General features: G+C 68.3%; 17 protein-coding genes. 8 read left to right on the forward strand and 9 right to left on the reverse strand.

The window, feature by feature from the left end; translation table 11 throughout:
• The first annotated feature begins 27 nt into the window (after positions 1 to 27).
• On the forward strand, positions 28 to 1,860 hold the full coding sequence (locus RCP38_RS09425) for a fatty acyl-AMP ligase (protein WP_308476895.1): 1,833 nt from the start codon (positions 28 to 30) through the stop codon (positions 1,858 to 1,860).
• A 121-nt stretch (positions 1,861 to 1,981) separates the two neighbouring features.
• Complete coding sequence (locus tag RCP38_RS09430) at positions 1,982 to 3,148, forward strand: PPE family protein (protein ID WP_308476896.1); 1,167 nt, start codon at positions 1,982 to 1,984, stop codon at positions 3,146 to 3,148.
• Here RCP38_RS09430 and RCP38_RS09435 read toward each other — a convergent pair.
• The 3 genes from RCP38_RS09435 to RCP38_RS09445 all read right to left on the reverse strand — a co-directional run bounded on the left by RCP38_RS09435 (position 3,114) and on the right by RCP38_RS09445 (position 7,137).
• Entirely contained in the window at positions 3,114 to 5,993 is a 2,880-nt protein-coding gene (locus RCP38_RS09435; RefSeq protein ID WP_308476897.1) for an MMPL/RND family transporter, read from the reverse strand. The genes RCP38_RS09430 and RCP38_RS09435 overlap by 35 nt on opposite strands.
• Entirely contained in the window at positions 5,990 to 6,421 is a 432-nt protein-coding gene (locus RCP38_RS09440) for an MmpS family transport accessory protein (RefSeq protein ID WP_308476898.1), read from the reverse strand. The genes RCP38_RS09435 and RCP38_RS09440 overlap by 4 nt, the downstream gene beginning before the upstream one ends.
• Positions 6,422 to 6,525: 104 nt before the next feature.
• Complete coding sequence (locus tag RCP38_RS09445; protein ID WP_308476899.1) at positions 6,526 to 7,137, reverse strand: TetR/AcrR family transcriptional regulator; 612 nt, start codon at positions 7,135 to 7,137, stop codon at positions 6,526 to 6,528.
• 81 nt (positions 7,138 to 7,218) lie between these two features.
• Between RCP38_RS09445 and RCP38_RS09450 the strand changes: the two genes are divergently transcribed.
• Genes RCP38_RS09450 through tpx form a run of 3 tightly spaced genes read left to right on the forward strand, consistent with a single transcriptional unit; the run spans position 7,219 to position 9,853 of the window.
• Positions 7,219 to 8,145, forward strand: a complete 927-nt coding sequence (locus RCP38_RS09450) for a metal-dependent hydrolase (protein WP_308476900.1) — start codon at positions 7,219 to 7,221, stop codon at positions 8,143 to 8,145.
• A complete protein-coding gene (locus RCP38_RS09455; protein ID WP_308476901.1) occupies positions 8,145 to 9,293 on the forward strand; it encodes a hypothetical protein in 1,149 nt (382 codons plus the stop codon). The genes RCP38_RS09450 and RCP38_RS09455 overlap by 1 nt, the downstream gene beginning before the upstream one ends.
• A gap of 59 nt (positions 9,294 to 9,352) precedes the next feature.
• Positions 9,353 to 9,853, forward strand: coding sequence for a thiol peroxidase (gene tpx / locus RCP38_RS09460; RefSeq protein WP_308476902.1), 501 nt, complete (start codon positions 9,353 to 9,355; stop codon positions 9,851 to 9,853).
• A 22-nt stretch (positions 9,854 to 9,875) separates the two neighbouring features.
• Here tpx and RCP38_RS09465 read toward each other — a convergent pair whose 3' ends face one another.
• Positions 9,876 to 10,649, reverse strand: a complete 774-nt coding sequence (locus RCP38_RS09465) for an enoyl-CoA hydratase/isomerase family protein (protein ID WP_308476903.1) — start codon at positions 10,647 to 10,649, stop codon at positions 9,876 to 9,878.
• A 23-nt stretch (positions 10,650 to 10,672) separates the two neighbouring features.
• On the opposite strand from RCP38_RS09465, the gene RCP38_RS09470 reads away from it, so the two are divergent.
• Complete coding sequence (locus tag RCP38_RS09470) at positions 10,673 to 11,059, forward strand: NYN domain-containing protein (protein WP_308476904.1); 387 nt, start codon at positions 10,673 to 10,675, stop codon at positions 11,057 to 11,059.
• A 4-nt stretch (positions 11,060 to 11,063) separates the two neighbouring features.
• Here RCP38_RS09470 and RCP38_RS09475 read toward each other — a convergent pair whose 3' ends face one another.
• Positions 11,064 to 12,662: an FAD-binding protein gene (locus RCP38_RS09475; protein WP_308476905.1), complete on the reverse strand. Its 1,599-nt coding sequence runs from the start codon at positions 12,660 to 12,662 to the stop codon at positions 11,064 to 11,066.
• Positions 12,663 to 12,821: 159 nt separating this feature from the next.
• Between RCP38_RS09475 and RCP38_RS09480 the strand changes: the two genes are divergently transcribed.
• Entirely contained in the window at positions 12,822 to 13,667 is an 846-nt protein-coding gene (locus tag RCP38_RS09480) for a lytic transglycosylase domain-containing protein (RefSeq protein ID WP_308477156.1), read from the forward strand.
• 7 nt (positions 13,668 to 13,674) lie between these two features.
• Here RCP38_RS09480 and RCP38_RS09485 read toward each other — a convergent pair whose 3' ends face one another.
• From RCP38_RS09485 to RCP38_RS09500, 4 genes are read right to left on the reverse strand one after another with little or no spacing between them, the layout of a single operon-like run.
• On the reverse strand, positions 13,675 to 14,040 hold the full coding sequence (locus RCP38_RS09485; RefSeq protein WP_308476906.1) for an RNA-binding S4 domain-containing protein: 366 nt from the start codon (positions 14,038 to 14,040) through the stop codon (positions 13,675 to 13,677).
• Between the two features lie 15 nt (positions 14,041 to 14,055).
• Positions 14,056 to 14,658, reverse strand: a complete 603-nt coding sequence (locus RCP38_RS09490) for an FKBP-type peptidyl-prolyl cis-trans isomerase (RefSeq protein WP_308476907.1) — start codon at positions 14,656 to 14,658, stop codon at positions 14,056 to 14,058.
• A gap of 35 nt (positions 14,659 to 14,693) precedes the next feature.
• Positions 14,694 to 15,707 (reverse strand): NADP-dependent oxidoreductase, encoded by a 1,014-nt coding sequence (locus RCP38_RS09495; RefSeq protein ID WP_308476908.1) that lies wholly within the window; start codon positions 15,705 to 15,707, stop codon positions 14,694 to 14,696.
• A 22-nt stretch (positions 15,708 to 15,729) separates the two neighbouring features.
• Entirely contained in the window at positions 15,730 to 16,272 is a 543-nt protein-coding gene (locus tag RCP38_RS09500) for an FKBP-type peptidyl-prolyl cis-trans isomerase (RefSeq protein WP_308477158.1), read from the reverse strand.
• Between the two features lie 75 nt (positions 16,273 to 16,347).
• Between RCP38_RS09500 and RCP38_RS09505 the strand changes: the two genes are divergently transcribed.
• Complete coding sequence (locus tag RCP38_RS09505) at positions 16,348 to 17,364, forward strand: TIGR03617 family F420-dependent LLM class oxidoreductase (protein WP_308476909.1); 1,017 nt, start codon at positions 16,348 to 16,350, stop codon at positions 17,362 to 17,364.
• The last annotated feature ends 4 nt before the right edge of the window (positions 17,365 to 17,368 follow it).

A 17,368-nucleotide genomic window follows, 5' to 3' on the forward strand; every position in this document is an offset into this window, starting at 1 on the left:
CCTGGCCGGCGACTTAGACTGCGTGGCATGGAGCAGTCCCAGCCCCCGACGGCCCGCCAGGGGCTGGTCCAGATCGAGGAGTGTCTCGATGCCGACGGCGGTATCGTCCTGCCGCCCGGCGACACCCTGATCTCGCTCATCGAGCGCAATATCGCCAACGTCGGGGACGCGGTGGCCTTCCGGTACCTGGACTACGCGGGGCCGGACGAGGGACGGGCGGTGGAGTGGACCTGGACGCGACTCGGCGAGCGATTGCGTGCGATCGGTGCCCGACTGCAACAGGTCGCCGACCCCGGCGAACGGGTGGCGATCCTGGCACCGCAGGGACTCGACTACGTCGCCGGGTTCTATGCCGCGGTCAAGTGCGGCAATATCGCGGTGCCGTTGTTCGCCCCGGAACTGCCCGGACATGCCGAGCGACTCGAGGTCGCGCTGCACGACTCCAGCCCGACGGTGGTGTTGACCACCATCGCGGTACGTCGACAGGTCGACGAGTTTCTGGTCGGGATGCCGGACGGCCTCCAGCCTCGGGTCATCGCGATCGACGAGATTCCCGACGCGGCCGCCGCGGAATTCGTTCCGGTCCCCATCGACGTCGACGGGGTGTCGCATCTGCAGTACACGTCGGGAACCACACGAGCTCCGGTCGGCATCGCGGTGACCCACCGGTCGGTGGGCACCAACCTGCTGCAGATGATCCTGTCGATCGACATGCTGGACCGAAACACGCACGGCCTCAGCTGGTTACCGCTCTACCACGACATGGGCCTATCGATGATCGGTTTTCCGGCGGTCTACGGCGGACACTCCACGCTGATCTCGCCGACCGCCTTCATCCGCCGGCCGCAACGCTGGATCAACGCACTGTCGGACGCCTCGCGGCGCGGCCGGGTGGTGACCGCCGCACCGAACTTCGCCTACGAACTGACCGCTCAGCGGGGACTGCCCGCCCCGGGCGCCGACATCGATCTGTCCAACGTGGTGATGATCATCGGATCCGAACCGGTGAGCATCGCCGCGATCACCGCATTCAACGAGGCGTTCGCGCCCTACGGCCTGCCGCCGACGGCCATCAAGCCGTCCTACGGGATCGCCGAGGCGACGTTGTTCGTCGCGACCATCGACCCCGACGCCGAAGCGAGCGTGTGTTACCTGGACCGGGAGCAACTCGGGGCCGGACAGGCCACCCCGGTCGCCGCCGACCATCCGCGCGCGGTGGCACAGGTGTCCTGCGGACACGTCGCCCGCAGTCTGGCAGCGGTGATCGTCGATACCCGCACCGACGCAGAACTGCCCGACGGCCAGATCGGTGAGATCTGGCTGCGCGGCGACAACGTCACCGCCGGCTACTGGGGGCGGCCCGAGGAGACCCGGCGGGTGTTCGGCGCCCGGCTGCGCTCCCGCCTGGCGCGGGGAAGCCACGCGGGGCCGGTCCCGACCGACGCCGATTGGCTGCGAACCGGAGATCTGGGCTGCTATCTGGCCGGCGAACTGTATGTGACCGGCCGGACGGCGGATCTGATCACGCTGGGCGGCTACCACCACTATCCGCAAGACATCGAGGCGACCGTGGCGCACGCCTCACCGATGGTGCGCGCCGGCTTTGCGGTGGCGTTCGCCGTGCCGGGCGAACCCGTGGACCGGTTGGTGATCATCGCTGAGCGGGCCACCGGTACCGGCCGCGCCGACCCCGCCCCGGCGATCGCTGCGGTCCGCGCCGAAGTCGAGCGGGTACACGGCGTCGCCGTCGCCGATGTCCGGTTCGTGCCCGCCGGCGCGATTCCGCGCACCACCAGTGGCAAACTCGGGCGGACCGCTGCCCGCGCGCACTACCTCGGCGGCCGGCTCGGCGGGCCTTGAAGGTCCCCACGGCCGGCACAGCGGGCACACAGCTGAGACCTGCCGGGCACCAAAAACAGCTAGCTAGCCTTCCTAAAGCGTTGCGCCGGATCGATCCCCGGCCACCACATAAGGGGAGGCAATGGACTACGGAGCCCTGCCGCCGGAGATCAACTCGGCGCGGATGTACGCCGGTGCCGGCGCCGGCTCACTCCTGGCCTCGGCAACGGCCTGGCACGAGGTCGCCGCGGAGCTGAACTCCGCCGCGGCCGCCTACGGTTCGGTGGTCGAAGGCCTGATCAGCGGCGCGTGGACCGGGACCTCCGCGGTGACGATGGCGGCCGCCGCCGGCCCCTACATCACCTGGCTGGCCGCGACCGGTGCGCAGGCGGAACACGCCGCCGCACAGCTGACCGCCGCGGTCACCGCATACGAGACCGCGCACGCCGCCACGGTTCCGCCGCCGTTGATCACCGCCAACCGCACTCTGCAGGAAAGCCTGATCGCCACCAACATCCTGGGGCAGAACACCGCGGCGATCGCGGCCACCGAAGCCGAATACCTGGAGATGTGGGCGCAGGACGCCGCCGCCATGTACGGCTACGCCGCGTCGTCGGCGGCGGCCACCCGGGTCAACCCCTTCGCCATCCCGCCGCAGACCACCGATCCGTCCCGGCAGACCGGCCAGTCGGGTGCGGTTGCCCGGTCGGCGGCAGCCACCCTCGGCACCGACACCGAGACGCTGATGTCCCAAGGACCGCAACTGCTCACCGATACCCCCGCCGCGCTGCAGACCCTGGCCGCGCCCACCCAGGAGGCGTCCACCGGAAGTTCCATGTCGATGTCGAGCCTGAACTCGATCATGATGCCGATGCGCATGGCGATGATGCCGATGAGCATGCTCATGCGGATGCTGATGACCGGCACCAACGGGGCGAAGGGGGCCGCGGCGGCCGGTGGTGCCGCCGCGGGCATGCTCACCACCGCCGGTGGCGCGTCCAACACCGTGACGTTGACCGGACTCACCACCGCTCCGGCGGCGACGGCCGGTCTGGGCCGCGCCGCGTCGATCGGTGCGATGTCCGTGCCCCCGGCCTGGACCGGGATGGGAGTGGCGACCGGTCAGGGGGCCGCGGGGTTGTCGTCGGCCGGTGGGTTCGCCGCCCCCGCAGGCGGGGCCGGCCATCCGGGGATGGTGCCGCCGATGGTCCCGTTCGGCGGTCTGGGGTCGCGGGGCGGCGCCAGTGCCGGCGCCGCCCGCTACGACTTCCGGCCTACCGTGATTCCGCGTTCGCCGGCGGCGGGATAGCCGGCACGGCATCCACGCCTGGCTCGGGTCCCGGAACCGTCGGGCGTGACGGCACGCGACGCACCCGTTGCGGCCACCAGAACCAGTTGCCCAGCAGCGCCGCGATCGAGGGCGTCAGGAACGACCGGACGATCAGGGTGTCGAACAGCAGGCCGAGACCGATCGTGCTGCCGGCCTGGCCGATCGAATACAGGTCGCTGGCCGCCATCGACATCATCGTGAAGGCGAACACCAGACCCGCGGCGGTCACCACCGAGCCCGTTCCGCCGATCGAGCGGATGATCCCGGTCTTGATTCCGGCGCCGATCTCCTCCTGGAACCGGGAGACCAGCAACAGGTTGTAGTCCGATCCGACCGCCAGCAGGATGATCACCCCGAACACCGGTGCGATCCAGTTCAATTGCAGCCCCAGGATGTGCTGCCACACCACGACGGTCAGCCCGAACGCGGCACTCAACGACAGCAGGACCGTGCCGACGATCACCGCGGAGGCCACCAGGGCCCGGGTGATCAACAGCATCACGATGAAGATCAGCGTCACCGCGGCCACGCCGACGATCAACAGGTCATAGCGGGAACCGGACTGGATGTCGTGGTAGACCGCCGCGGTGCCGGTGAGATAGAACTCGGCGCCGGTCAGCGGTGTTCCCTTCACCGCGTCGTGTGCGGCGGCCAGCATCGGCTCGACGAACGAGATGCCCTTGGGCGTAGCCGGATCGGCGTCGTAGGTGACGATGAAACGTGCCGCCTTGCCGTCCGGGGACAAGAACAACGACAGCCCCTTCTGGAAATCCGGATTATCGAACGCCTCGGGAGGCAGATAGAAATAGTCGTCGGCCTTGGAGGCATCGAAGGCCTGACCCATCGCAGCGGCGGTATCGGTCATCCGCGCCATCTGGGTCACCAGCCCGGAGAAGCTGCTGTGCATCGACAGCAGCGTGGCCCGCATCGAGGTCGCCACGGCGATCATCGGGTCGAACTCACCGACCATCTGCGGTAACACGGCGTCCAGGTCCGCCACGTCGGCCAGCAGCGGCCGCATCTTCTCACTGAACTCGTCCATCCCGTCGTAGGCATCGAAGACCGAACGGATCGCATCACACGCCGGGATGTTCAGACAGTGCTGCTCCCAGTAGAAGTAGTTGCGGATCGGTCGCACGACGTCGTCGAAATCGGCGATGTGGTCACGGATCTCGTCGACCGTCTGGCTGATGGCCGACATATCGCCGGTCATCTTGGCGGTGGTGCCGTTCATCCGGGCGACCAGGTCGCGCAGTCGGACCATCGAGTCGATGGTGGCGCCCAGATCGTCGCTCATCGTGACCATGTCGGCGAGCCGGTCGGTCATGAATTGCAGATTCTGCTGGATGGGGACGGACTGCATGCTGATCTGGAACGGGATCGAGGTGTGGTCGATCGGGCTGCCCAGCGGCCGGGTGATGCTCTGCACGCGCTCGACCCCGCGGGTGCGGAACATGTTCTTGGCGACCCGGTCCAAGATGATCATGTCGGCCGGGTTGCGCAGGTCGTGATCGGCTTCGATCATCAACACGTCCGGGTTCATCCGCGCTGCGCTGAAATGCCGTTCGGCGGCGTCGTAGCCGACGTTGGCGGGCAGGTCCGCCGGGATGTAATAGCGGTCGTTGAAGCTGATCTTCATGCTGGGCACCGCCAGCATGCCGACGAGCGTGACCAACAGGGCGGCCACGAAGACCGCGCCGGGCCAGCGGACGTTGGCGGTTCCGATCCGCCGCCAGCCGCGTCCCTCGGCCCGCCGGGGCTCCAGCAGGCCGCGTCGTGCGGCGATCGCGACGATCGCCGGGGCGACGGTGAGCGCGCCGGCGATCACCACCAGCAGGCCCAGCGCCGACGGGATGCCGAGGGCCTTGAAGTAGGACAGCCGGGCGAAATGCAGACACAGCGACGCCCCGGCGATGGTCAGCCCGGAACCCAAGATGACGTGCCAGGTTCCGCGGAACATCGAATACCAGGCGGTCTCGGGGTCCTCCCCGGCGTTGCGGGCCTCGTGGTAGCGCCCGATCAGGAAGATCGCATAGTCGGTCCCGGCTGCGATCGCCAGCGAGGACAGCATCGCGACGACGAACGTCGAAAAGCCCAGCAGACCGAGATGCCCCAGCAGCGCGACGACACCGCGTGCGGTGCCCATCTCGAAGCCCACCATGACCAGTGCGAGCGCCACCGTGGCTGCCGAGCGGTAGACGATCGCCAGCATGATGATGATGACCACGCCGGTCACGCCCATCATCTTGAGCATGCTGTGATCGGCCGCCTCGGTCATATCGGTGGTCAGCGCCGCCTGACCGGTGACGTAGGCCTGCACGCCGGGCGGTGCGGGGACCGAGGCGACGATGGTGCGGACCGCGTCGACGGACTCGTTACCCAGGGTGCTGCCCTGATCGCCGGCGACGTTGATCTGGGCGTAGGCGGCACGTCCGTCGGTGCTCTGCACTCCGGCGGTCGTGATGGGGTCGCCCCAGAGGTCTGCGATGTGCTGGACGTGCCGATCGTCGGCGGACAGTGCGGCGATCACGCTGTCGTAGTAGCGGTGTGCTTCTGGGCCCAGTTCGGTCTCGCCTTCGAGGACGAGCATCACCATGGAGTCGGAGTCGAACTCGCCGAATGTGGCGCCGATGTGCTTGGCCGCGATCATCGACGGTGCGTCTTGCGGGGACATGGTCACCGCGTGCTCGCGGGCCACCGACTCGATGGGCGGGACCAGCACGTTGAGTCCGGCGGTCAACAGCAGCCAGAAGATCACCAGCGGCCAGGCCAGGCGGTGAATCGCCCTCATGTAGCCCGGGCGCAGGGTGCCGTGGCCGCTCATGCGCCCTTGACCAGACAGAAAACCTGGGCGTGGTGCCCGGTGGCGACTTGTTCATCCTTGACGACGCCGTTGACCGTGATGCGGCATCCGATCTGTTCGCCGTCGCTCTGGGCGACCAGGTTCCCGATCACCGACGGACTGGTGGTGGTCATGGTGTGTGTCCAGGGCAGGCCGACGAACGCGTCCTGCTCGGGCTGGGTCTCATCGTTGAGGAAACTCACCGCGCCGCTGGCGCCGCCGGGTCCGAAAACCTCGTAGCGGAGCTGCTTTTCGTTGCTGGACTCGATGACCTGGGAGCCGCTGCCGGTCCAACGGAAGATCTCGTCGGATCCGAATGCGCCGCGCAGGTTCACCACCGCCAGGGCTCCCGCGGCGGCCGCCGCGACGACCACGACGGGCAACCAGCTTCGCCGGACGAATGTTCCCACGCCCTCACCTCCTGAACTCCGCGCTCCGGTCCAACCGTTGAATACTATACCCCGTAGGGTATCAGGAGTATTCCCGGCGAACGCCGCGCGCTCTGGTCGGGGGATCAGTCGGAGGAGTGCCGCGCCTGGGCGGCCACCGCATCGCCCAGCCAGCGGCGCAGGAATCCGCGCAGTTCGTCGGGGGAGCGGTCCGGGTCGTTGGGGGCGACGACGAACGACAGCATGATCCGCAGGGTGAACTCGACGAGTTCGCGCAGCGCGGCTTCGTTGTAGCCGTGCCGCGTCCAGTCGACATCGAATCGCTCGATCATCCGCAACCCGAAAGCGCGGGCCTCCGCGGATGCCATTTCGCGGTTGTGTGTCGACGACGGTGACAGCATGGCGCCCAGATGGGGGGAGCGGGCCACCGCGTCCAGGGTGTGGAGCACGCCCTCGGTGAGCGCCTCGGCGGGATCGTGGATGCCGCGTACGTGATCGGCCAGGCGGTCGAGGAATTCGTCGACGGAGGCGATCGCCACCGCTCGCATGAGCGCGTCGGCGGTGGGGAAGTAGCGGTACACGGTCTGCCGGATGACACCCAGTGATGCGGCGACGTCGGCCAGCGAGACCGCCGCCCCGGTCTGGGTGACCAGTTCGACGGCCGCGGCGATGATCCGGCGGCCGGCTTCTTCGTCGGAGTGCGGCGGATTACCGCCCCAGCCTCGTCGGCGTGCCATCAGTGGCCTGCTTGACAATCGTGCTGCATCGAACAATCATACGCGACAGCGTCCTGTTGTATGTTTCGAGTCGAGGTGGCGATGACTGACCTGATCGTGCGCAAATTGCGCTTCGCATTCGCCGAGCATCCGGTGCCCTTCCTGTGGAACGAAGCAAACCCGGCGTTCTCCTCGATGGCCAACGCGGTCTCGCTGCTGGCGATCGGATTCGAAAAGATGATCGGCGGCATGATCACCGAGGCCATGCCACTGATCACCGACCCCGCGGTCGCCGAGGAGGCCGACGCCTTCGTCCGGCAGGAGGGCCAGCACTCGATGGCCCACCGCGGCCACGCCAAAGCGCTGATCAAGGCCTACCCGGCGCTCAAGGAGACCGTCGACGCGTGCAACGCCATGTTCGACAAGATGAGCGCCGAGAAATCGCTGGCGTATCGCCTGGCCTACACCGCCGACCTGGAGGCGACCTTCACGCCGGTCTTCAAACTCATGCTGGACCACGACGACACCCTGTTCGCTCCCGGCGATGACCGGGTGGCGTCATTGTTCCTGTGGCACTTCGTCGAAGAGGTCGAACACCGCAGTTCCGCGCTGATCATCTACGACCACGTCATCGACGACCCCTGGTACCGGATGCGGATGGCGCCGTCGATCTTCAAGCACGTGATGAGCGTGATCAAGGTGGCGTGCGAGGGATTCAACCGCCACATTCCGTTGGAGGACCGCAAAGTCGACGCGCTGTCGCTGTTCGGCACCTATCGGGGCAAGCAGGCCTGGCGGCGCCGGGTTCCGTTCGGCTGGCCGGCCGACCAGGGACCGGTGGTGGATGCCTTCGAACATCTGCCAAAGCGGGAGATGGCCACCGCGGTTGCCGGTATCATCCGCAGCCAACTGCCGAATCACAAACCGGCCCACGAGAAGATCCCGTCTCTGGCCAACGAGTGGTTCGCCCGTTATGACGACGGCTACGACGTGACCAAGTGGTACACCGCGGAAGAGAAGAGCGCCTGATGCCCGACTTGTGTACTCCCACTTTCGAAAGCCTCGCCGCATCGCTGGGCTTCTCCTGCGGCGAGGCCGGGGGACTGCTCGAGTTCCGCAACCCGCTGCAGCTGGAGAACTGGACGCTGCCGGTGCTGGAGATCACCGTCATCACCGGCGCCGTGCTGGCGCTGATCTATGCGATCGCGCGCTATCGGCGCGGTGACGCCACCAATCTGGCGCTGTGGTTCGGTGCGATCGCCTATCTGCTGATCATCGAACCGCCGCTGTATTTTCCGGGCGCGTTCGGGATCGAGGACCACGTCGACACGATGTTCGCGCACAACGTGTTCAGCGTCGAATTCCTGTGGGGCCGGCTGCCGCTCTACATCGTCGCGATCTATCCGATGATGGCGACGATCTCGTTCGAGATCGTCCGGATTCTCGGGGTGTTTCGTCGTTACGGCACGGTCGTCGGCGCGATCTGCGTCGGTTTCGTGCACCACGCCTTCTACGAGATCTTCGACCACCTCGGCCCGCAGCTGCGCTGGTGGGAATGGTCGGTGGACCACCCGTTGAACCAGCCGATGTTCACCTCGGTGCCGACGGGCAGCATCGTGGTGTTCGCCGCCCTGTGGCCGGCGTCGCTGGCCTTCTGCGTGCAGTTCTTCGTGGGTCGCCAGGTCGACGGCGGCAGGAGATTCGGCGGGCTGCAGGTGCTCTGGCGGACCGTCGTGATCGGGATCCTGGCGTCCCTCGGTACCGGAATCCTGCCGTTGCCGGCCACCGTCCTCGGTGCGCTCACCGACGGGAAGCTGATCGGGATCGCCTATGCCGCGGAACTTCTCATCATGACAGTGGTGGCCATACCGGTACTCGTGATGCAGTGGCGACGGATGCGGCTGAACCTCATCATCGGGGGCCGTCACGACAATCCGCTGATGGTCCGCTATGCCGCGGTGTACCTGTCGGTGATGACGGTGCTGTGGCTGACCGCGCTGCCGGCCTATTTCGAGGCCACCGCCGGGCGGACCGCGAACGGCGACCCGGTGGGGAGCCTGTGGTACGTGGTGCTGTGCTTCACCATCGCCTACCTCTGCGTCGCCGCCGCGGCCACGGTTCCGCCGATCCTGGCGTCCGACACCGAGTCGGGCGACCCGGTGGCCGCCCGAGCCTGACGGTCCGCCGACCGAAGCCCGCCGTCGACATCGGGCGGCGCGCTTGGCAGACTGTTGCCATGGCGCAGATCACGTTACGTGGAAACCAGATCAATACCGCAGGCGAGTTGCCGGCCGTCGGCTCGACGGCACCGGCGTTCACCCTGACCGGAACCGACTTGAGCGTGGTGGACAGCGGTAGCTTCGCCGGTAAGCCGGTCCTGCTGAACATCTTCCCGTCGATCGACACCCCGGTCTGCGCTACCAGCGTGCGGACCTTCAACGAGCGCGCTGCCGCGGCCGGTGGAGCCGTGCTGTGTGTCTCCAACGACCTGCCGTTCGCGCAGAAGCGCTTCTGCGGTGCCGAAGGCATCGAGAACGTCACCAGTGCCTCGGGCTTCCGGGACAGCTTCGGCGCCGACTACGGGATCACCATGACCGACGGCCCGCTGGCGGGCCTGCTGGGCCGGGCGGTCGTGGTGATCGGTTCCGACGGCAACGTCGCCTACACCGAGCTGGTGCCCGAGATCGGCCAGGAGCCGAACTACGACGCCGCGCTGGCGGCACTCGCCGGGGCCTGAGCCCCGGCTCGCGTTCGGGAGGTCAGCGGCCCCGCCAATGCGGTGGCCGCTGATCCCGGCGTGCTTGCAGTCCTTCGGCGACGTCCTCGGTGGCCCCGGCCACTTTGCGCATCGTCTCGCCGAACCGGACGGCGTCGATCCAGCTCATGTCGGCGCTGCGCCAGGCCACCTCTTTGGTGGCACGCTGGGCCAGCGGCGCCGCCTTGGTGAGGGTCCGAGCCCAGTCCTGCGCCGTGCGCTGCAGCGATCCGGGTTCGACCAGTTTCCACACCAGGCCGATCTCTTTGGCGCGTTGCGCGCTCATCGGCTCCCCGGTCAACAGCAGTTCCATGGCGTTGGCCCAGCCCACCCGCTGAGGCAACCGGATCGCGCCGACGATCGTGGGCACCCCCAGCGTCACCTCGGGGAAGCGGAAGACCGCGTCGGTGCTGGCGATCACGAAGTCGCAGAACAGTAATCCGGTCAAGCCGTAGCCGATGCAGGGGCCGTGCACGGCGGCGATCGTCGGCTTGAACAACTCCATGCCGCTCTCGAACGAGTTGATCGTGGGCTTCTCCCAGAACGTGCCGGGAAAGGTGCCGACCGCCCCGACCGGATCTTTCAGGTCGGCCCCGGCGCAGAACACGTCACCGGTCGCGGTCAACACCCCGACCCAGGCGTCGTCGTCACCGCGGAACCGGTCCCAGGCCGCGTTGAGGTCGGTGCGCATCGCCCCGTTGATGGCGTTGCGCGCCTCGGGGCGGTTCAAGGTGATGGTCGCGACGTGGTCGTGGCATTCGTAGGTGACCAGAGGCATGGCGTCACCGTACCGTCGGAGTCGTGCGGTGGATCGTTGATGCGATGAACGTGATCGGGTCGCGCCCGGACGGCTGGTGGCGTGACCGGCACGCAGCCATGCAACGGCTGACCCGGCAGCTCGAGATCTGGGCGGGCACGCACCGCGATGACGTCACGGTGGTGTTCGAGCGGCCGCCGACACCACCGATCGAATCGGAGTGGGTGACGATCGCCGCGGCCCCGCGGGCGCACGCTGACTCCGCCGACGACGAGATCATCCGGCTGGTTCGGGCCGCCGAGCGGCCCGAGGACATCACCGTGGTGACCTCCGACCTGGCACTGGTCGACCGGGTCCGTGCGGCCGGTGCCGCCACCCATCCGGCCCGGGGCTTCCGGTCGCTGATCGAGGACGGCCGCGGGGCCGGCTGATCGATCAGCCCGGCTGCCGAGCCGCCACCGCGGCCCCGGCACGTCGCCCGGCGAAGACGCAGTCGGCGATCGACAGGCCGCTGACATAGGAACGTGAGGCGATGCCGATCGCGGTACGGCCGGCACTGTAGAGCCCGGGGATGGCACGGCCGTCGGCGTTGACGACCGCCCCGGTGCCCTCGTCGACCCGCACTCCACCCAGGGTCAGCATCGGCGTGGGCAGCAATGCGTTGGGCCGCACCGAGATATCCATCAACGTGAACGGGGCCTTGTCGATCCGACGGCAGAAATCCGCCGGTTTACCGACCGGGTCCGGTGCGCCGGCGTCGATCGCGTCGTTGTGGGCGGTCACCGTCGCCTGCAACCCCGCGGCGTCGATTCCGGCCGCGTCGGCCACCTCGGCCAGCGTGGCGCCGCGGACGGATCCGGTGAACATCAACGCGGCCCCCTGGGCGCGTTGAAACCACAGCGTCTGGGTGAGCAGCTGGCGGCGTGCCTCGGCCATCAGTGCGGCATCGGCCAGGATCCAGCCCTTGCTGCCATGGTCTTTCACCATTGCCTGGCCGATCGCGGCACCGTAGCGCGATTCGTCGATCACCCGCCGGCCTTCGGCGTCGACGACGATCGCCGAGATGAACGCGCTGGGCGGTGTGATGAATTTCCAGACCGAGACGTTGTCCATCCGGTCGGTCACCGCGCCGGCGCGCTGGGCCAGTGCGATGCCGCTGCCGTCATCACCGCTGGTTCCCAACGGCAGGCCGCCGTCGAACTCGGGGGCGTAGCGCTTGCGCCACTCGGTGTTGGCGATAAAACCTCCGGCGCACAGGATCACCCCGCGCCGGGCGATGATCTCCACCGGCCGCCCGTAGCGCCGCTGCAGCTTCTCCAGAAGGCGCTCCATCGCGGCACGCAACGGCGGGTAGTAGACGCCGGGCTTCGACGACAGCGCGGCCAGGCGGGCATAGCGGCGCTGGATCCGGCGCGGCGCCTGCCCCATGGTGGTGGCCCGCACCCCGATCACCCGGCCGTCGTGATCGCGCAGCAGTTCGGTGACGGTGGTGTGCGGGCGAAAGTCCACCCCGAGACGAGCCGCCGAATCGGCAAGCGGCGCATAGATCTTCTTCCCGGAGGTGCCCCTGCCGTAGGCGCGGTGACCGCGCTGCACCGGCGGGGTGTTCGCGCGGAACTCTCCGGCGTTCTCACTTCCCGAGTGGTACAGGTAGTAGCGGTTGTTGGGAAACGACGTCTTGTACGGGCAGAGTCCGGCGTTGAACGGCACCCCGTGCGCCTGCAGCCAGTCGATCATCTCGGGACTGCCGTCGACGAAGCGTTGCAGCGTCTCGGGCGCGACGGCGTCACCGACTTCCAGTCGCAGGTAGTCGAGCATCTGCTCGGGGGTGTCGTGGACGCCGGCGTCGCGCTGGACCGAGGTGCCGCCGCCGGCGTAGATGATGCCGCCGGAGATCGCGGTCGCACCGCCGCCGTTGGCGCGATCGACGGCGATCACCTCGGCGCCGAGTTCGCGGGCGGTGATGGCGGCCGACGTTCCGGCCGCCCCGTAGCCGACGACGACGACGTCGGTGGTCACGCTGGTGATGCTCATCCGCTCAATCTAACAGTCGATAGCTTCGGCTAATTCATGGTGACCAGCGATGATGATCCCCATCAGAGGGGAAACCGGAACGTGTTCTAGTTCGCCGATGGCGCACGGTCCGCTCCGCCTTGCGGGGCATCCGCTGCGGGAGGGGCCAAGATGAACGGCATGGTTGTTCGCCTACGACGCTCTGTCGCCGCCTGCGTCCTCGTCCTGCTCGCCGTCGTGGGGGCGGTGGCACCGGTCGGCGCCGCACCGGGAGTCGACCCGACGGCGTTGGTCGCCGACCTGGTCGCCGCGGATCAAACACTGCGCAATCCGTCCGCACCCGAGCAGGTGCTGGCCGCGGCCGCCCGCCGTCAGCAGGTCGCCTACCGCACCCTGGGTGCGCACCCGGAGTGGGACGGGATCGTCCGGCCGCAGATCCCGCCGGCACTGCTGGCCGTCTACGACCGCAATATCGATGCCCGCCGTCACCTGATGGCACTGACCGATCCGAAGAGCACCATGCCGCCGTGGCGGGTGGTGCCGCCGGTGCCCGCCAACGAACTGATCGCCAGCTACCGGGCGTCCGAGGCGGCATCGGGGGTGCCGTGGAACTACCTGGCGGCGATCAACTTCGTCGAGACCGGCTTCGGCCGCATCAACGGAGTCAGCGACGACGCGGCCCAGGGCCCGATGCAGTTCCTGCCGTCGACGTTCGCCGCCTACGGCAACGGCGGCGACATCCACTCCCCGCGGGACAGCATCATGGCCGCCGGTCGACTGTTGGCCGCCAACGGTTTTGCCACCAACCGCGACAAAGCGATCTGGGGATACAACCATTCCGACCACTATGTGGCGGCGGTCAACGACTACGCCGCGGTCATCGGCGGCGATCCAGCGGGGTTCGCGAGCTACTACCGCTGGGACACCTACTACCGCACCACCGCCGGAGACCTCCTGTTGCCGATCGGCTATGTCTCCACGACCCGGATCCCGGTCGCCGACTATCTGGCCGCGCACCCGCAGTAATCGCGGTTCAGCCCTGCTGGGCCCGCCACTTGTCCAGTACCCGACGGTCCCGTTTGGTCGGGCGTCCCGCACCCCGTTCCCGGATGGCCACCGGGGCCGCGGAAACCGGTGCGACGGGCGGTGTCCGATCCAGATAACAGGTGATGGCGTCGGCCGCACCGACTCTCTTCGCGATGACGCGCAGCACTTCGACGGTCCGGGTCCGATCACCCACGCGGGCGATGATCACGTCACCGGGGGCGACCGGCGTCGCCGGTTTGGCGGGACGGTTGTTGACCCGCACGTGTCCGCCGCGGCACGCGGCCGCGGCATCCGGCCGGGTCTTGGTGATCCGCACCGCCCACAGCCACCGGTCCACCCGAGACGATTCCATCGGCGACCGCGGCTGTCAGCGTGAGGCGTTGAGGATCTTGATCGCGAACACCAGCGTGTCGCCCGGCTGGATTCCGGCGTCGGGCTGGCCCTGCGGGTAGCCGTCGGCGGGGACCATGGCCACCGCGACCGTCGAGCCGACCTTCTGACCGGCGATGGCTTTCTGGAAACCCGGCACCACGCGGTCGAGGCTGAAACTGACGGGCTTGCCACGCTCATAGCTGCTGTCGAAGACCGAGCCGTCGCGGCCGTTGACGCCCATGTAGCAGACCGACACCGTCGCGTTGTCGGCGACGACCCGGCCGTCACCGGCGTGCAGGGTGTGCACCTCGGTCTGGGACACCTTGAACGGCTTGGTCACCACCACACTCGGGGCCGAGTTGTCGGTGGAGCCGGTCACCGCGATGGCGCCGCTGGCGCCTTTGAGGGTCCATTCGGCCGCGACGCCCTCGGTGGGCGGCAGTGACGGGCAGGTGGTGATGCTCTGTCCGGCCGGGGGCATGAACAGGTCGGTGACCGACGATGTCGTCGCCGACGATGCGTCGTCGGAACCACCGCAGGCGGCGAGCCCCAGCGCCAGCGAGGCGGCGCAGGCGGTCAGTGCTAAGAGACGGGGCATAGGCGAAATCACCCTCGTAACGCTACAGCCCGGCCCTACCCGGACGTCTTGACCACGAGCTTGCCGACGTTCTTGCCGTCGAACAGCATGTTGATCGCGGTCGGGAGTTGTTCGAATCCCTCCACGACGGTCTCCAGCGGGGTGAGCTTGCCCGCGGCGATCAGCTCGGCGATCGCGGCGCTGGACTCCGCGACCCGATGGAAGTGGTCGAGAATGATGAAGCCCTGCAGGGTGGCCCGCTGAATGAGCAGGTTGCCGAACGCTCGCGGCCCGGGCGGCGGGTCGGCCTCGTTGTACCCGGAGATCATCCCGCAGAGCGCGATGCGGGCGCCGATGTTGATGCGGGCGAAGATGGCATCCATGATGTCGCCGCCGACGTTCTCGAAATCGACGTCGATGCCGTCGGGGGTCGCCGCCGCCAGCTGCCGCACCCAGTCGTCGGCGCGGTAGTCCACCGCCGCATCGAAGCCGAGCCGATCGGTCAGCAGCGCGCACTTCTCCGGCCCGCCGGCGATCCCGACCACCCGAGCACCGGCGGCCTTGGCCAGCTGGCCGGCGACCGAGCCGACCGCGCCCGCCGCGGCCGACACGACGACGGTCTCACCCGGCTTGGGTTTACCGATGTCGTGCATCCCGACCCACGCGGTGAGCCCGGTCATCCCGAGCGCGCCCAGATAGGCACTCGGCGATACGCCCTCGGCCACCGGGACCGGGAACAGCGGCATGGCGTCGGAGACGACCAGATACTCCTGCCACCCGGTCAGGCCCTGCACATACTGTCCGACCGGATAGTTCGGATTCTTCGATTCGACCACCACGCCGAGTCCGGCCGCCCGCATGACCTCGCCGATTCCGACCGGCGGCAGGTAGGACGGCGTCTCGTTGATCCACATCCGGTTCGTCGGATCCAGCGAGATCCACTCGATGTGCACCAACGCCTCGCCGTCCCGGATCGTCGGCACCGGCTGTTCGTCGAGTTCGAAGGTGTCCGGCAGGATGCGGCCGGTGGGGCGTTCGCGAAGCAGGAAGCGGCGGTTGCGTGCGGTCATGACCGCACGCTACCGGACCCGGTCAGCCGGAGGCGCCCAGGATCTTGATCGCGAAGATCAAGGTGTCGCCCGCCCGGATTCCGGCACGGGGCTGGCCTTCGGGATAGCCGTCGGCGGAGGTCATCGCGACCGCAACCGTGGAGCCGACCTTCTGCCCGGCGATCGCCTTCTGGAAGCCGGCCACCACACCGTCGAGCGGGAAGTCGGCCGCGGCGCCACGCTGGTAGCTGCTGTCGAACACCGACCCGTCACGCCCGTTGACACCCATGTAGCAGACCGACACCTTCGCGGTGGCCGGGACCACCGGGCCGTCGCCGGCACGCAAGGTGTGCACCTGGGTCTCGGTCACGCTGAACGGCGTCGAGACATCCACCCGCGGTGCGGTGGTGTCGGTGGATCCGGTGACCGCAACGCTGCCGGTGGCACCGCTGAGCGTCCACTCCGGCGTACCCCCGGCCGGTGCGGCGGCGGTGGGGCAGGTGTCGGCGGCCGAGGCCGGTCCTGCCGCGGCGAAGGGCAGCACGATGGCCGCGGCGGCGACGGTGGCGGCGAGGAAGGAAGGCATCCGAGTCGATTTCACGCCCGCCACGTTAGCCGCAAACGGCTCCGTGGTGGTGCCGCCGGTGCGTAGGCTCGCCGGGTGCAGGTAGATGTGATGGCCTTACCGCAGCAGTTGGGCAAGACCGGCGAACTCGCCCGCAGCACGCAGGACGCCGGGTTTTCGGGATTGCTGTTCACCGAGGCCGGCCGTACCGCGTATCTCAGTGCCGCCGTCGCATCGCAGGCCGCGCCCGGACTCGAGCTGTCGACCGGGGTCGCGGTGGCGTTTCCCCGGAGCCCGTTCGTGACCGCGGCGACGGCGTGGGAACTGCAAGAGGCCAGCGGCGGCAGGTTCCGCCTCGGGCTCGGCACCCAGGTACGCACCCACGTGGTTCGGCGCTACGGCGTGGCCTTCGAGCACCCCGGTCCGCGACTGCGCGACTACGTGCTGGCGGTCAAGGCGTGTTTCGCCGCCTTCCGGACCGGAGCCCTCGACCATCACGGCCCGTTCTACGACCTGGATTTCATCACGCCGCAGTGGAGTCCCGGACCGATCGATGTACCCGACCCCAAAGTCGATGTCGCGGCGGTCAATCCGTGGATGCTGCGGATGGCCGGTGAAGTCGCCGACGGGGTGCACGTCCACCCGCTCGGCGAACCCGGCTATCTCGCCCGGCACGTGGTGCCCAAGGTGGCCGAAGGTGCTGCCGCGGCAGGCCGCGCACCGTCGGAGATCGCGATCATCGTGCCGGCGATGACGATCGTCGGGGACAGCGACGAGGAACGGGACCGGGAGCGAGACCTGGTGCGGGCCAGCTTGAGCTTCTACGGAAGCACCCCGAACTACGCGTTCATCTGGGACGAGGCGGGATTCGAGGGCACCACCGCCCGCATCCGGGAGAAGCAGAAGGCGGGCGACATCGCCGGTATGGCGGCCCAGATCACCGACGAGCACCTCGCGCATTTCGCGACCGAGTCGACGTGGGATGACTTGGCGGGCAAGCTGATCGACAAGTACGGGCCGGTAGCGACCCGGCTGGTCCTGTACAACGCGCTCGGAGACACCGAACGTTTCGGGCGCTACGGCGAGGTCGCCCGACAGATCTCGGCCGGCTAGGCGA

Source organism: Mycolicibacter sp. MU0083, assembly GCF_963378075.1.
Lineage (GTDB): Bacteria > Actinomycetota > Actinomycetes > Mycobacteriales > Mycobacteriaceae > Mycobacterium > Mycobacterium kokjensenii.

Excerpts from the sequence above, each read along its gene's own strand:
- RCP38_RS09425 (WP_308476895.1), top strand. The coding sequence starts at position 28 with ATGGAGCAGTCCCAGCCCCCGACGGCCCGCCAGGGGCTGGTCCAGATC.
- RCP38_RS09430 (WP_308476896.1), top strand. The coding sequence starts at position 1,982 with ATGGACTACGGAGCCCTGCCGCCGGAGATCAACTCGGCGCGGATGTAC.
- RCP38_RS09435 (WP_308476897.1), bottom strand. The coding sequence starts at position 5,993 with ATGAGCGGCCACGGCACCCTGCGCCCGGGCTACATGAGGGCGATTCAC.
- RCP38_RS09445 (WP_308476899.1), bottom strand. The coding sequence starts at position 7,137 with ATGGCACGCCGACGAGGCTGGGGCGGTAATCCGCCGCACTCCGACGAA.
- RCP38_RS09450 (WP_308476900.1), top strand. The coding sequence starts at position 7,219 with ATGACTGACCTGATCGTGCGCAAATTGCGCTTCGCATTCGCCGAGCAT.
- RCP38_RS09455 (WP_308476901.1), top strand. The coding sequence starts at position 8,145 with ATGCCCGACTTGTGTACTCCCACTTTCGAAAGCCTCGCCGCATCGCTG.
- tpx (WP_308476902.1), top strand. The coding sequence starts at position 9,353 with ATGGCGCAGATCACGTTACGTGGAAACCAGATCAATACCGCAGGCGAG.
- RCP38_RS09465 (WP_308476903.1), bottom strand. The coding sequence starts at position 10,649 with ATGCCTCTGGTCACCTACGAATGCCACGACCACGTCGCGACCATCACC.
- RCP38_RS09475 (WP_308476905.1), bottom strand. The coding sequence starts at position 12,662 with ATGAGCATCACCAGCGTGACCACCGACGTCGTCGTCGTCGGCTACGGG.
- RCP38_RS09480 (WP_308477156.1), top strand. The coding sequence starts at position 12,822 with ATGGTTGTTCGCCTACGACGCTCTGTCGCCGCCTGCGTCCTCGTCCTG.
- RCP38_RS09485 (WP_308476906.1), bottom strand. The coding sequence starts at position 14,040 with ATGGAATCGTCTCGGGTGGACCGGTGGCTGTGGGCGGTGCGGATCACC.
- RCP38_RS09490 (WP_308476907.1), bottom strand. The coding sequence starts at position 14,658 with ATGCCCCGTCTCTTAGCACTGACCGCCTGCGCCGCCTCGCTGGCGCTG.
- RCP38_RS09495 (WP_308476908.1), bottom strand. The coding sequence starts at position 15,707 with ATGACCGCACGCAACCGCCGCTTCCTGCTTCGCGAACGCCCCACCGGC.
- RCP38_RS09500 (WP_308477158.1), bottom strand. The coding sequence starts at position 16,272 with ATGCCTTCCTTCCTCGCCGCCACCGTCGCCGCCGCGGCCATCGTGCTG.